The sequence below is a fragment of the Halorubrum halophilum genome (assembly GCF_000739595.1).
Classification (GTDB): Archaea; Halobacteriota; Halobacteria; order Halobacteriales; family Haloferacaceae; genus Halorubrum; species Halorubrum halophilum.
The window spans coordinates 43,511-56,193 of sequence record NZ_BBJP01000092.1; the positions used below are offsets into that span (position 1 = coordinate 43,511).

Below are 12,683 nucleotides of genomic sequence, written 5' to 3' on the forward strand. Positions count from 1 at the left end.
GGACTACAAGCGGAGGGACGCCGACGGGTGGGATATGGACCGGAGCGAGGTCGAGGCGATGGAGCCGCTGCCGGCGGAGGCCGTCGAGCTCGTCGAGCGGCGGATCGAGGAGGAGCACGGCTACCTCTCGTGGCTGAACACGTCGGTCGACGTCGTCGAGCGCGGTCGGGTCGTCCTCTCGATCCCGTTCGACGACAAGCTGACGAACAGCGACGGCGGCACCATCCACGGGGGCGTGGCCGCGACGCTCGTCGACACCGCGGGCGGGATCGCCCAGCGCACCGCCTTCGAAGAGCCGCTCTCGGGCGGAGTCGCGACGGTGAACCTCAACGCGAACTACCTCCGGCCGGCGACGGGCGACCTCCGAGCGGAGGCGACGATCGTCAGGTCCGGCGGCTCGATCGGCGTCAGCGATATGAGCGTCACCAGTTCGACGAACGGGAACGCCGCCGAGGTCGTCGTCGGTCAGGGATCGTTCCGACTCTTTCGCGAGTAACCCGCCAGGCCGGCGAGGAGGTCGGTGGGATCGTCGAGCGCGTCCGCCAGTTCCGCGACCGCGTCCCGCTCGACCCGATCGGGCGCGGCGCGGACGGCGACCGCCTGCTCTCCCAGCGAGACGAACTCGCAACTGAGCCGCTCAGCCGTCTCGCGGAGTCCGAGGCCGGCGTCGGCGTCGCCCGCGAGCACCTTCCTAACTGGGCTCTCGAACGCCCGGACCGTCAGCTCGTAGCCGTCGATCCGGTCAGCGAGATTGGCGCGCGACGCGTCGCGGTCGGCCGCGAGCTCGTCGAGCGCGCCGTCGAAGCTCCGGCGGATCCCCGAGTCGGTCGGCCGGTTGACGAACCGAACGTCGCCGTCGACGAGGTCGGCGATCCCCGTCACGCCGTCGGGGTTGCCCTCGGGGACGACCAGTCCCCACTCGCGGGTCCACCCGCCGAGGTCGACGGCGTCGACATCGCGGTCGGTCGGGCCCGCGACGACTGCCACGTCGGGCACGCCGTCGCGGAGCCGGCGGAGCCCCTCGCGGGAGCCGACCGGGAGGTACCGCGGATTTTCGAGGCGGTCGAGCAGCCGGTTGAGCGCCGGGTCGTCCTCGCCGACGCCGAGCAGGGTCGGCGGGCGCACGTCGGGCGAGAACAGCCGGACCGACACGCGTTCGTCCTGATCGAGGTACTCCGTGTCCGGGTCGACCGCGACGACGCCGTCGGCCTCAACGAGGCTCGTCGTCGCACCCGACCCCTTGTCGACTGGGTAGACGAGAGGGAGATTGCCGTCGATCAGGTCGAGGAGGCCGACCGGCATCAGCCGCATGCGGCCCTCGCCGTAGCGCTCGCCGACGGCCATCCGGCCCTCAACGGTCGCCGTCGCGGGCTCCGGCTGGCCGGCCGCCTCGCGGATCGCGGGCGCGACGAACGTCCGGAAGATCGTGAGCGCGGAGACGGGGTAGCCGGGCAGGCCGATATACGCCGAGGGCCCCGGCGCGTCCACGTCTTCGCGCCGGTCGAGCCGTCCGACCAGCATCGGCTTGCCGGGCTTGACCGCCACGCCGTGGAGCAGGAGGTCGCCACGTTCCTCGATCACGCGGTAGATCACGTCGACGGCGCTCGCCGAGGTCGACCCCGACGAGAGCACGAGGTCGCACTCGTCGGCCGCGCGCCGGAGCAGTCGCTCCATCTCCTCGTAGTCGTCGCCTGCGTGCGGGTAGAGGACGGGCTCTCCCCCCGCCTCCTCGACGCCGGCCGCGATCGTCGTCGAGTTCACGTCGTAGATCTCGCCGCGCGAGGGGTCGAGATCCTCCCCCGGGCGAACAAGCTCGTCGCCGGTCGAGACGATCCCGACCCGCGGTTTCCCCGCGACCGGGACCTCGTCGACGCCGAGCGCGGAGAGCAGCCCGATCTCGCGGGGCGTCAGCCGCGTTCCGGGACCGAGCGCGCGGGCGCCCGCGGCGATGTCTGCGCCCGCGCTCATCACGTGATCGCCGGGCGCGATCGCGGTCCGGACCGCGATTTGGTCGGGTTCGGATCCATCCTTATCCGGATCCCCGCCGACCTCGTCCGTCCGCTCGACCATCACCACGGCGTCGGCGCCGTCCGGCATCACGGCCCCGGTGGAGATCTCGGCGCAGGTCCCGGGCTCGACGGTAACCTCGGGCGCTGCGCCGGCGTGGACCGCCCCCACGAGGTCGAGTTCGGCCGGGTCTGCCTCGTCGGCCCCGAACGTGTCGCGGGCGCGGACCGCGTACCCGTCCATCGAGGCGCGGTCGAACCCCGGCACGTCGATCGCGGCGTCAATCCGCTCCGCGAGGACCCGGCCGCGGGCGTCTTCCAGCGGAACCGTCTCCGGCGCCGGCGAGAGGTCGAGCGAGTCGATCGCCTCGCGTGCGGCCTCGGGCGTCGCGAGGTCGCGGAACTCCTTGCGCTCGCTCATGGGCTCGCCTCCCACAGCTCCACGTCGACGACCTCGCCCGCGTCGATCCCCTCCCGCGGCTCGGGGACGACGACCCAGCCGTCCGCAAGCGCGACGCTCGACAGGATTCCGGAGCCGCTGGCGCGGGTCGGCGTGGCGGCGGGGAGGGTCGAGTCAGCTCCGTTCCCGTCGCCCTCGGCGTTCCTGCCGCCATCGTCGTTCCCGCCGTCCTCAGCATCCCCGTCCCCGCTCTCGCTCTCGCTCTCCGAGAGCGAGACTCGCGCGAACGTCCGCGTTCCGGGCTCGCTCGGCACCTTCCGGGAGAGCCTCGCGCGCCGCGTCGGGAACGGGTCCGCGGTCGTTCCCCCCGCGCGCTTCTGGACCGGCCGGAGGAACTGCGCGGCGTTGACGATGCAGGCGACCGGGTAGCCGGGCAGCGAGACGATCGGGGTCCCCTCTGCCTCGCCAAGACAGACCGGGTGACCGGGTTTCAGGGCGACGCCGTGGACGAGCACCTCGCCGAGCGAGTCGACGACCTCCGGGAGCAGGTCGCGCTCGCCCACCGAAGATCCGCCGGTGGTGACGACTACGTCGGCGTCGAGGTCGCTCTCGATCGCGGCCGCGAGCGCGTCCTCGTCGTCGGTGACCACGTCGCGATAGCGGGCCTCTCCGCCCCACCGCTCGACCAGCCGCGAGATCGTCAGCCCGTTCGTTTCGATCACCTCGCCGGGGCCGGGGTCGGACTGGACCAGCTCCTCGCCGGTCGGGATCACGGCGACGGTCGGGCGCTCGTAGACGGCGACCGCGTCGAGTCCGACCGACTTCAGGAGGCCGAGGTCGGAGGGGCGGAGGACGTGCCCGGCCTCGAAGAGTCGCTGGCCGTCCGCCACGTCCTCGCCCGCCTCGCCGACGTTCTCGCTCTCGGCGACCGCGTCGAACGCCTCGATCTCGTCGGCGCCCCCGTCCCCGCCGCCGACCGTTTCCACCCGCTCGATCATCACGACCGCGTCGGCGCCCTCGGGGACCGCGCTCCCCGTGTGGACGCGCGCGGCCTCGCCCGGCGCGATCGAGCCGGCCTCGGCCCCGACCGCTCGGAGCACGGCCGGCGACCGGTCGGACGCGCCGAAGGTGTCCTCGGCGCGGACCGCGTACCCGTCCATCGCCGCGCGGTCGTAGCTCGGGACCGGCGCCGGCGCGTCGATCGGCTCGGCGACGACCCGCCCGTCCGCGTCGGCGAGCGGCGCCGACTCGGTCCGGCCGTGGGGGTCGGCCGCGTCGAGCAGCGTCGCCAGCGCGTCCGCGACGCGGGTCCGTCGTTTAAACCCGGCCTCGCGTCTGTCGTGGCTCATAGCCTGTCGTTTCGCGCCCGCGGCCAAAAATCCGTCTCCGGCGAGCGGATCGGAACGTCGCCCGCCGGGATCGTCAGGTCACCCACGAGAGGACGCGCGCGGCGCGATGTGCGCCCTGCGAGACTGCAACTCGGGCGGTCGAGACCACTTCCGCGATCCCGCGACGCGCGGCGGTTACGCTCCGCACCGCGCCGGTCCGCGCGTAGTACCCTGACTTGCGCCCGGCCGCGCCGACGTAGTGTTTCGCCGCCATCCGGATCGGCGCGCGGCGGCCATCCACCCGCGTCGTCCCGTTCCGGATCGCGTCGAGCACGTCGTCGGCCGTGACCGCGTCGACGGACTCGCGCCCCTCGATCTCGACCTCGGTGAACGCGCGTCCGACGTACTCCAAGTGGTGCGCGTCGCTCGCGGCGATCCCCGGATAGCCGTGCTCGGCCGCGAACCGCCGCGCGCGTCGGTTCCGGTAGCCGGTGAACAGCCACGCGTTGAACACCTCGACTGCGTCGACCTCGGGGACATCGGCGACTCCGCCGTTCGCCTCAACGCCGACGCGCTCGGCGCTCGCGTCGCTTTCTCCCGCCCCATCCTCTCGGTTCGGCACGGGGATGTTCCGCTCGCGGACGCCGTGGCGCGACCGCTGGAAGGGGTGGGGGACGATCGCGACGCCTCCGTGTTCGTGGATCCACGCGACGGTCTCGTCGTAGGGGCGCCGGCGCGGCGGCATGCGTTCGACGCCGACCGCGAGCAGGTGGCCGTGCGCGGTCGACACCTCCACGCCGGGGATCCCGATCAGCCCGTACTCGTCGGCGATCTCCGCCGCGCGCTTCGACTCGCCGATCACGTCGTGGTCGGTGATCACCACCGCGTCGAGCCCGATCTCCGCGGCGTGTTCCAAGATGAGCTCCACCGGCTCGTGGCCGTCGTAGCTGTCGTCCGAGTGGACGTGGGGATCGATACTGACGGTGACGCGGGACACGGCCGAGCTAACGCCGGGAGGTATATAAACGCGCGCGCCGCGTCAGACGAAGGGTTAGGTATCCGCGGGCGAACACGGGAGTATGAGCGATCCGGCAGACGGCGACGAGATCGACGGCGACGAGATCGACAGCGACGGATTCGACTCGACCGACCGCGAGTACGTCGACCGCGCGATCGAGCTCGCGGAGGAGGCCGTCGAGATGGGGAACACCCCGTACGGGGCGCTACTCGTCCTCGACGGCGAAATCGTCGGCGAGGGCCACAACGAGACGTTGACCGAGGACGACTTGGCGGCCCACCCGGAGCTGACGCTCGCGCGGTGGGCCGGCCGCGAGCTCGACGCCGACGAGCGCGCGCGGTGCACGATGTACGCCAGCACTGAGCCGTGCCCGATGTGCGCGACCGGAATCCACTACGCCGGGATCGGGCGGGTCGTCTTCGGCGTCGCGGGCGAGACGCTCGACGAACTCACCGGCGACGTGGTGACGATCCCCTGCGCCGAGGTGATCCGGCGGGCCGACGGCGACACGGCGGTCGAGGGACCGATCGCCGAGGCGGCCGCGATGGAGCTCCACGAGTCGGTGTACGGTGACTCGTAGCGTGAGCCGGCGAGGGGGGTCGCGGCGCCCATGACCGGGGCGCCCACGACCGACCCGCCCCCGATCCTCGCGGTCGGCGCCGCGGCGATAGACGAGTGGTACGCCGTCAGCAACCTCCCGGAGCCGGACGGCGGCGCGTTCGCGAGCGAGGTGACGACCGCGTTCGGCGGCGTCGGCGCCAACGTCTGCGTCGCGCTCGACCGGCTCGGGCGCGACGTGGGGCTCGTGAGCCGCGTCGGCGACGACGAGTACGGCGAGCGGGCGCGCGGGTATCTCGCGGACACCGGCGTCGACGCCTCGCGCGTCTCGGTCGGCGACGACCCCTCGACCCGGTCGGTGATCCTCAGCGACCCCGCGGGCGAGCGCGCCATCGTCACCGCGGGCGAGAGCTTCCGCCGCCTCCGGCTGGACGAGGCGGACTGCGAGGCGCTCGCCGCGACGGACACCGTCTTCCTCACCGGGTACGCGCCCGACGCGGTCTCGCGGGCGGTGCTCGACGTGATCGCGTCGGCCGCTGACCCGCCCGCGCTCGCGTTCGACCTCTCCGGCTCGGTCGAGGAGCTCGTCGGTCGGGGGACCGAGCCGGAGACGGTCCACCGACTGCTCCACGCCGCGGACCTGTTCGTCGCCGACGACGTGGCGGCCGCGGCCTACTTCGGCGGGCCGGACGCGGCGATTAATCGGGTCGCAGCCGCACAGCGCGCGCGGGAAGACGGCGGCGGGGGTCGATCCCCACTGACCGGCGACGACTGGCCCAGGGCGGTCCTCACCCACGGCGCCGACGGGATGACCGTTGTCGCCGACGGCGCGGTCACCGGGTTCGACGCGTTCGAGGTCGACGTGGTCGACGCGACCGGCGCCGGGGACTCGTTCGTCGCGGGGCTGATCGACCGGTTGCTCGCCGGGAGAGACGGCGGCGACGGCTCACGCCGCGAGCGCGTCGGCGTCGCCGACGGGGTCCGGTTCGCGGCCGCGGTCGCCGCGATCAACTGCACGTCCCGATTTGCACAGACCGGGCTTCCGACCCGAGACGAGGCGGAGGCGTTTCTCGCGGAGCGGGGGAACTGAGTCCGCCGAGCCGCAGTCACCGACTCTTTACCGCACCTCGTCGGCCCGCGCGACGAGTTCGGCGACACGCTCCGGGTCGACCGGCGCGGTCGTCTCGCCGCCCTCCTTGAGCGCGGTGCCGACGATCGCGCCGTCGGCGACCGAGAGCACGTCGCCGACCGTGTCGGCCCGGACGCCGCTGCCGACGAGGACTGGCGTGTCGAGGCCGTGGGCGTCGCGGTCGGCGACGACCTCGTCGAGCGCCTCCGAGTCCATCGCCTCGCCCGTGCCGCGTCCCGAGGCGATCACGGCGTCGGCGAGCCCTCGCTCGGCGGTGTCGGCGAACGACTCCGCGGTGTACCCCTCCGCGGAGAGCGGCGCGGAGTGTTTCACGTCGGTGTCGGCGAACACGCCCGCGTCGACGCCGAGGCGGTCGCGCAGTCGGAGCGTCTCGTGGGCCTTCCCCTGCACGACGCCCTGATCGGTGACTCGCGCGCCGGTGTGGACGTTCACCCGGACGTAGTCGGCGCCGACCGCGGCGGCGACCGACAGGGCTGCTTCCGCGTCGTTGCGGAGGACGTTGATCCCGAGCGGGAGATCGGTCGCAGACCCGATTTCGGTCGCCGCTCGGGTGACGCTCGCGACGACGTGTTTGGGCGCGTCGTCCGGGTAGAAGGGCGCGTCCCCGAAGTTTTCAACCATGATCCCGTCGACGCCGCCCCGGTCGAGCGCGCGGGCGTCGGCGGCGGCGCGGTCGAGCGCGTTCCGCATCGCGGCCGCGCCGTCGTCCGGCGCCTTCGGCGCCCCGGGGAGGGGCGGGAGGTGTACCATGCCGATCACGGGCGCGTCGGTGCCGAAGGTGGCCTCGAACTCCATCTACCGGCCGGACGACGCCTCCGCGGATAAGTCTCACCACACGGAGTCCCGCCGTCTCCACCTCCAACCTTTCATACCCCCACGGTTTACCGGATCGGGGCCGAAGTACCGACGAGAGATGGGTATCGACGTCGACGATTCCGGCGATCGAACCGGCGAGGTGACGCTCGTCCTCTCGCTGGGCGCCGCCCGGCGGCTCGCGGACCCGCAGGCGGCGGTCGCGGACGCGCGAGAGTGGAGCCGCTACGTCGGCGTCGTCGCCAACGACGCGGAGGCGGTCGAGCGGTTCGTCCGCGAGGCGGGCGTCGAGAACGACTACGCCCTCCGGAACTGGGACAAGTGGGGGACGCTCGGCGACATCCACGAACAGAGCGACGCCCCGCGGGCGGCGTTCGTCGGCACGTCGGCCGCGAACCGGCGCGTCGCGATCCACGTCGGCTTCGAGTACGTGCCGATCGACGAGGCGGCGGAGAAGGCGGGATGGGAGCTCTCGGAGCCGGAGCGCGCGTCGAGAGAGTCGGGCGGCGGGTCGGGGCTCGTCGATCGGCTGTGGCGGACGGTGCGAGAGCGGTTGGGCTAAGCGGGGCTGTATGGAGATGGCGGCAGAGAACGAGGGAGAAGGGCGGCCCGCTATTGCTCCAGTTCGACCGTCAGATCGGTCGCGATCCACGCGTCCGTGTTCCCCTCTTCGGTGAAAACGGTGCGGTCGGGCGAGCAGCGGCTCGCCGCGACCGTCGGGCGTGCGTCCGACGACTCTTCGACCTCGCGTTCGATCCGGTCTCCAGCGGTCATTACCGATGCGTCGGGGGTGCGGGGGGTTATAGTTTTCGGTCGGCCTAAACCGTCGGAAAACCGACCGGGGGCGTTTCGGCTGCGGCGAGACGGGCGGGGGATCGGATCCCATTAGCCCGTGGCAGTCGTAGATCGAGATGATGCCGGATTCGCTTTTCACTCCGTTTACGCTGCGCGACACCGAGTTCCGCAACCGTGTGATGTTGTCGCCGATGTGTCAGTACTCCGCGGACGACGGGTTCGCGAACGACTGGCACCGGGTCCACCTCGGTTCCCGCGCCGCCGGCGGGGCCGGAGTCGTGATGACCGAGGCGACCGGCGTCGAGCCGCGCGGCCGCATCACGCCGGACTGCTTGGGTATCTGGTCCGACGAGCACGCTGAGGCGATCGAACCGATCGTCGACTTCGTCAGATCGCAGGGCGCGACGCCCGGGATCCAGCTCGCTCACGCCGGCCGGAAGGGCTCGCACGCTCCTCCGGCCGAGGGCGGAGACCCGATCCCAGAGGACCGCGAGCAGGGCTGGGAAACGGTCTCCGCGACCGACGCGCCGTACCCGGACCCGGGCGCCGACGAGGACGAGTTGGCGTCGACTCGCCGGCTGGACGGCGAGGGTATCGACGAGGTGGTCGACGCGTTCGCGGCCGCCGCGGAGCGCTCGCGCGATATTGGGTTCGAGGTCGCGGAGGTTCACGCGGCCCACGGCTACCTGCTCCACCAGTTCCTCTCGCCGGTCACCAACGACCGCGACGACGAGTACGGCGGGAGCTTCGAGAACCGCACCCGCCTCGTCCGCGAGGTCGTCGAGGCCGTTCGCGAGGTCTGGCCCGACGACAAGCCCGTCTTTGTTCGCATCTCCGCGACCGACTGGCTCCCCGACCGCGACTCGTGGGACGTTGACGACTCGGTGCGGCTGGCTCCCCTCCTCGCCGAGGCCGGCGCCGACCTGATCGACGTCTCCGGCGGCGGGATCCACCCGGACCAGCAGCTTCCCGGCACCGGGCCGGGCTATCAGGTGCCATACGCCGAGGCGATCCGCGAGGGGACCGACGTTCCGGTCGCCGCGGTCGGTGGAATTACGGAGCCGACCCACGCCGACGCCCTCGTCCGGAACGGGCGGGCCGACCTCGTCGCGCTCGGCCGCGAGATGCTTCGGCATCCGTACTGGCCGCTCGAGGCCGCCCACGAACTCGGCGCGGACGCCGAGTGGCCGGTGCAGTACCGGCGTGGTCGGTTCGACTGAGACGGGTCGCCCGCGTCCCCGCTGGAGACGTGAATCTCCCGCACGCTCCGGGAAGACTTATTCCGCTCCCGCGAGCCGACGGGATATGGAGTACCGATCGTTTCCCGACGAGCGCGGCGACGAGTTCGACGCGTTCATGCGATACGCGTTCGCCCCCGCCGAGGGCCCGTACGACCCCGAGGAGGCGGACGATCACGACACCATCGCCGAGACGCGAGGGCTGTTCGACGACGGCGACGACGGCGACGATGGCGATCCGGTCGCTGTCTGCGCGCACCACTACTTCTCGCTGCGGATCCGCGGCGACGACCGCGAGGTCGCCGGGCTCTCCGCGGTCGCGTCCCCCCCGGAGCACCGCCGACAGGGGAACGTCGGGCGCATGCTCCGGGAGTCGCTGGCGGAGTACCGGGACCGCGGCGTCTTCGTCTCCACGCTGTGGCCCTTCGAGTACCCATTCTACGCCGCCTACGGCTGGGCGACCGCGAGCCGTTACCGCCGTCTCACCGCGCCGCCGGACCGGCTCGGGTTCGTCGACGACCTGATCGCGACCGCGGGCGACGAGGCCGGGACCTTCCGCCGGCTCGACGAGGACGACTACACGGCCGTGAAACCGGTGATCGCGGCGATGGCGGAGCGCTACGACCTGACGATGGACTGGACCGAGGAGTGGTGGCGCGAGCGCGCCCTGCAGGGCTGGAAGACCGATCCGTTCGTCTACGGCTGGGAGCGCGACGGCGAGCTCCGGGCGGTCTGTGCGTACAGCTTCGACGACGACACGGACGACGTAGCCGACGCGGACGATCCGGTTCTGCGCGTCTCCGACGTCGCCGTCGCGGACGACGAGGCGTGGTTCCAGCTCCTTCGCTTCTTCCGCAACCACGACTCGCAGGTCGCCGAGGTCCGGATCCGCGCCCCGCCGGACGCGCCCCTGCTCAACCTCGTCGACGACCCCCGCGCCGTCGACTGCGAGGTCCGCACCGGGCCGATGGTCCGGCTCGTCGACGTCGCTGCCGCCCTCGAAGCGCTCGATCCCGACCCCGCGGTCGAGGCCGCGTTCTCGCTGTCGGTCGCCGACCCCCTCGTCGACTGGAACGACGGGACGTTCCGCGTCGTCGTCGCGGACGGATCGGTGGCGGTCGAACCGGCGAACGGCCGCGAGGGAGACGATCAGGCCCCCGACGCCGCGGACGCCGCGGACGCCGCGGTCGACGTCGGCGCCCTCTCGCAGCTGTACGTCGGGTACAGATCGGTCGACGAGGTGGCCCGGGGCGACGGGCTCGTGGTCGATTCCGCGACCGCCGACGACCTCCGCGCGCTGTTCCCGCCGCGGACGACGCACCTGCGCGAGGGGTTCTGAGGCGCTCGCTCCGTGAAACGCCCCGCGCCGGCCGGGCTTTTTATCCGCGGACCGCCTACGTCGCGGTATGAGTTCCCGCGACGACAGACGCGACGACGACCTCGAGGAGCGGCTCGACGAGCTCGAAGCCGTGCTGAGCGAGCTCCGCCGCGACCTCCGTGAGACCGAGCGGGACCGCCGCGGCCCCCCGCGACCCCCCCGGCTCTCCGAGCTGGTGCGGTTCACCGAGCAGTACACCATCCCCACGGTGATCGCGCTGCTCGAGACGACGATCAAGTCGCTCGAACTGGTGCAGGGGACGCTCCGGCTCGCCGACCCCGGCCGGACGCTCGACGAGGCGGGCTCGGCGGCCGACCGCCTCGGCGACGCGCGGGACGGCGCGAGCGCGGGACTCGCGCGGTCGCTCTCGGAGCTCCGGACGGCGCTCTCGGAATCTGACCTCCCGGAAGAGGCCGCCTCGCGGTCGATAATCGCGGACGCGCGCGACCTCACGGCGGAGATCGAGGCGCGGATCGACGAGGGCCGCCGCGAGGCCGACGCGGCCCGGCGCGGGCGACGGGACCGGGTCGATACCCCGAGCGAAGATAGGCCGGATGAGAGCCGGACCGCCAGCGACGCAAACGACGACCGCGACGACCGCGACGGCCGTAGCGGCCGCGGTGTCAGGATCGACGTGACCGACCCGGATGCGGAGAGCGAGAGCGACGGAGACGGGGGCGACCCGGACGACGACCCCGCGCCCGAGGTCGACGTGGAGTCGGAGCTGGAGTCGATCAAGCGCCAGCTCGGCGACGGCGAGGCGGACGCGACAGACGAGCCGAACGAGGGAACGGACGCGACGGCCGGGGCAGACGAGGTGAGGGATGCCGACGGGGAGCCGGCCGACAACGGCGGTTCTGACGGTGATGAGGGAGACGGGGGAGCGGCGGACGGAGACGACGACCGAAACCCGGCCTGACCGCCGCGTCGTCGCTCGGTAGCGAACCCTTAAAAATCGACGCCGAGCCGCTCCGCGACCCGTTCGGCCGAGTCGAGGAGGAGCGTCTCGTCGTCGGTGAACACCTCCAGCGCGACCGTGCCGTCGAACCCGCCGAGCTCGGACTCCACGATCCCGTAGTCGACCTCGCCGGCCCCCACGGGGAGGTGGGTGTCGCCGCGGCGGCGGGCGTCGTGGCAGTGGAGGTGCGAGATCCGGTCACCGTGGCTCCGGAGGAATCGCTTGATCGCCTTGTTGTCGCCCTCCATGTACGCGTGCCCCACGTCGAAGCAGATCGGCGTGTCCGTCTCCCGAGCGAGCTCGCCGAGGACGGAGAGCTGGAGCCCCGCGTGCTGGTGGCCGACGTTCTCGACGACGACCTCGACGCCCGCCTCGCGGCCGGCGTCGGCGACTCGCCGGAGCTGGTCGGCGGCGACCTCCCGGAACTCGATGTCGTCGCGGTCGGCGGAGGTGGCGTGGAGGACGGCCTTCTCCGCGCCCAGATCGCCGGCCGCATTTAAAAGGCGACGCTGGTAGTCGACGATGGCGTCGTTGACCTCGGGAACGTAGCTGGCCAGCCGCTGGCTGTACGGGAGGTGGACGAGTAAGTCGCGGCCGGCGAGCGCGTCGGTCAGGCGCCCGGGGTCGATCTCGCCCGGCACGAGCGTCGGCTCGCCGATCCCGAGCTCGCAGAAGTCGAACCGCGTCGGCGACGCCGCGAGACGGTTGAGATCGTCGCCGACGGTGAGGCCGATGTCCATGTCGGCGGTGGGTGCGGCGGTCGTATAAATGGTGCCGCCGAGTCGGTGGCACTGCGACGATTCGGTTGGCGGCTTTCCACGCCTCAACCGCTCTGTACAGACTGAGCGGTGAGCGATAGCGGGAGTAGGTGTTGCAGTTCGGTGGTGGCGATCCAGTATTTAAATAATCGTGAGCGCTAGCGACGATCACTTATAATGAACGATGCGGTCGGCGCGCCCCGGTGAGCGGCCGCCATCGGCGGCCGCGAACCGCCGGTGCGAGGGAGTCGCTGGCGGCGGTAGTACGTGAGAGATGTTTTGG

The 12,683-nt window shown here is 72.1% G+C and carries 13 protein-coding genes; 7 read left to right on the forward strand and 6 right to left on the reverse strand.

The window, feature by feature from the left end; translation table 11 throughout:
• Positions 1-34 precede the first annotated feature (34 nt).
• Positions 35-496 (forward strand): PaaI family thioesterase, encoded by a 462-nt coding sequence (locus tag ACP96_RS17290; RefSeq protein ID WP_050034235.1) that lies wholly within the window; start codon positions 35-37, stop codon positions 494-496.
• Here the strand turns inward: ACP96_RS17290 and ACP96_RS17295 are convergent.
• The 3 genes from ACP96_RS17295 to ACP96_RS17305 form a co-directional block, all read right to left on the reverse strand.
• Positions 466-2,427: a molybdopterin biosynthesis protein gene (locus tag ACP96_RS17295; RefSeq protein ID WP_050034236.1), complete on the reverse strand. Its 1,962-nt coding sequence runs from the start codon at positions 2,425-2,427 to the stop codon at positions 466-468. The two genes, ACP96_RS17290 and ACP96_RS17295, sit on opposite strands and share 31 nt — an antisense overlap.
• The gene (locus ACP96_RS17300; RefSeq protein ID WP_050034237.1) at positions 2,424-3,755 is read right to left on the reverse strand and encodes a molybdopterin molybdotransferase MoeA; all 1,332 of its coding nucleotides are present in this window, start codon (positions 3,753-3,755) and stop codon (positions 2,424-2,426) included. The genes ACP96_RS17295 and ACP96_RS17300 overlap by 4 nt, the downstream gene beginning before the upstream one ends.
• A gap of 73 nt (positions 3,756-3,828) precedes the next feature.
• Positions 3,829-4,731, reverse strand: a complete 903-nt coding sequence (locus tag ACP96_RS17305; RefSeq protein ID WP_050034238.1) for a CehA/McbA family metallohydrolase — start codon at positions 4,729-4,731, stop codon at positions 3,829-3,831.
• 82 nt (positions 4,732-4,813) lie between these two features.
• On the opposite strand from ACP96_RS17305, the gene ACP96_RS17310 reads away from it, so the two are divergent.
• Both ACP96_RS17310 and ACP96_RS17315 read left to right on the forward strand, forming a co-directional pair.
• Complete coding sequence (locus tag ACP96_RS17310) at positions 4,814-5,332, forward strand: nucleoside deaminase (protein ID WP_050034239.1); 519 nt, start codon at positions 4,814-4,816, stop codon at positions 5,330-5,332.
• 30 nt (positions 5,333-5,362) lie between these two features.
• Positions 5,363-6,400, forward strand: coding sequence for a carbohydrate kinase family protein (locus ACP96_RS17315; protein WP_050034240.1), 1,038 nt, complete (start codon positions 5,363-5,365; stop codon positions 6,398-6,400).
• Between the two features lie 27 nt (positions 6,401-6,427).
• Here ACP96_RS17315 and ACP96_RS17320 read toward each other — a convergent pair whose 3' ends face one another.
• Positions 6,428-7,255, reverse strand: a complete 828-nt coding sequence (locus tag ACP96_RS17320) for a BtpA/SgcQ family protein (RefSeq protein WP_050034241.1) — start codon at positions 7,253-7,255, stop codon at positions 6,428-6,430.
• A 118-nt stretch (positions 7,256-7,373) separates the two neighbouring features.
• On the opposite strand from ACP96_RS17320, the gene ACP96_RS17325 reads away from it, so the two are divergent.
• On the forward strand, positions 7,374-7,835 hold the full coding sequence (locus ACP96_RS17325; RefSeq protein ID WP_050025583.1) for a DUF7124 domain-containing protein: 462 nt from the start codon (positions 7,374-7,376) through the stop codon (positions 7,833-7,835).
• 50 nt (positions 7,836-7,885) lie between these two features.
• Here the strand turns inward: ACP96_RS17325 and ACP96_RS19425 are convergent, their stop codons facing one another.
• A complete protein-coding gene (locus ACP96_RS19425; RefSeq protein ID WP_200895704.1) occupies positions 7,886-8,047 on the reverse strand; it encodes a hypothetical protein in 162 nt (53 codons plus the stop codon).
• 140 nt (positions 8,048-8,187) lie between these two features.
• On the opposite strand from ACP96_RS19425, the gene ACP96_RS17330 reads away from it, so the two are divergent.
• From ACP96_RS17330 to ACP96_RS17340, 3 genes are all read left to right on the forward strand, one after another.
• Entirely contained in the window at positions 8,188-9,288 is a 1,101-nt protein-coding gene (locus tag ACP96_RS17330; protein WP_050034244.1) for an NADH:flavin oxidoreductase/NADH oxidase, read from the forward strand.
• A gap of 85 nt (positions 9,289-9,373) precedes the next feature.
• Entirely contained in the window at positions 9,374-10,645 is a 1,272-nt protein-coding gene (locus ACP96_RS17335) for a GNAT family N-acetyltransferase (RefSeq protein WP_050034242.1), read from the forward strand.
• Positions 10,646-10,712: 67 nt separating this feature from the next.
• Positions 10,713-11,603, forward strand: a complete 891-nt coding sequence (locus ACP96_RS17340) for a DUF7547 family protein (protein WP_050034243.1) — start codon at positions 10,713-10,715, stop codon at positions 11,601-11,603.
• Positions 11,604-11,632: 29 nt separating this feature from the next.
• Here the strand turns inward: ACP96_RS17340 and ACP96_RS17345 are convergent, their stop codons facing one another.
• Complete coding sequence (locus tag ACP96_RS17345; protein ID WP_050025581.1) at positions 11,633-12,382, reverse strand: sugar phosphate isomerase/epimerase family protein; 750 nt, start codon at positions 12,380-12,382, stop codon at positions 11,633-11,635.
• Positions 12,383-12,683 lie beyond the last annotated feature (301 nt).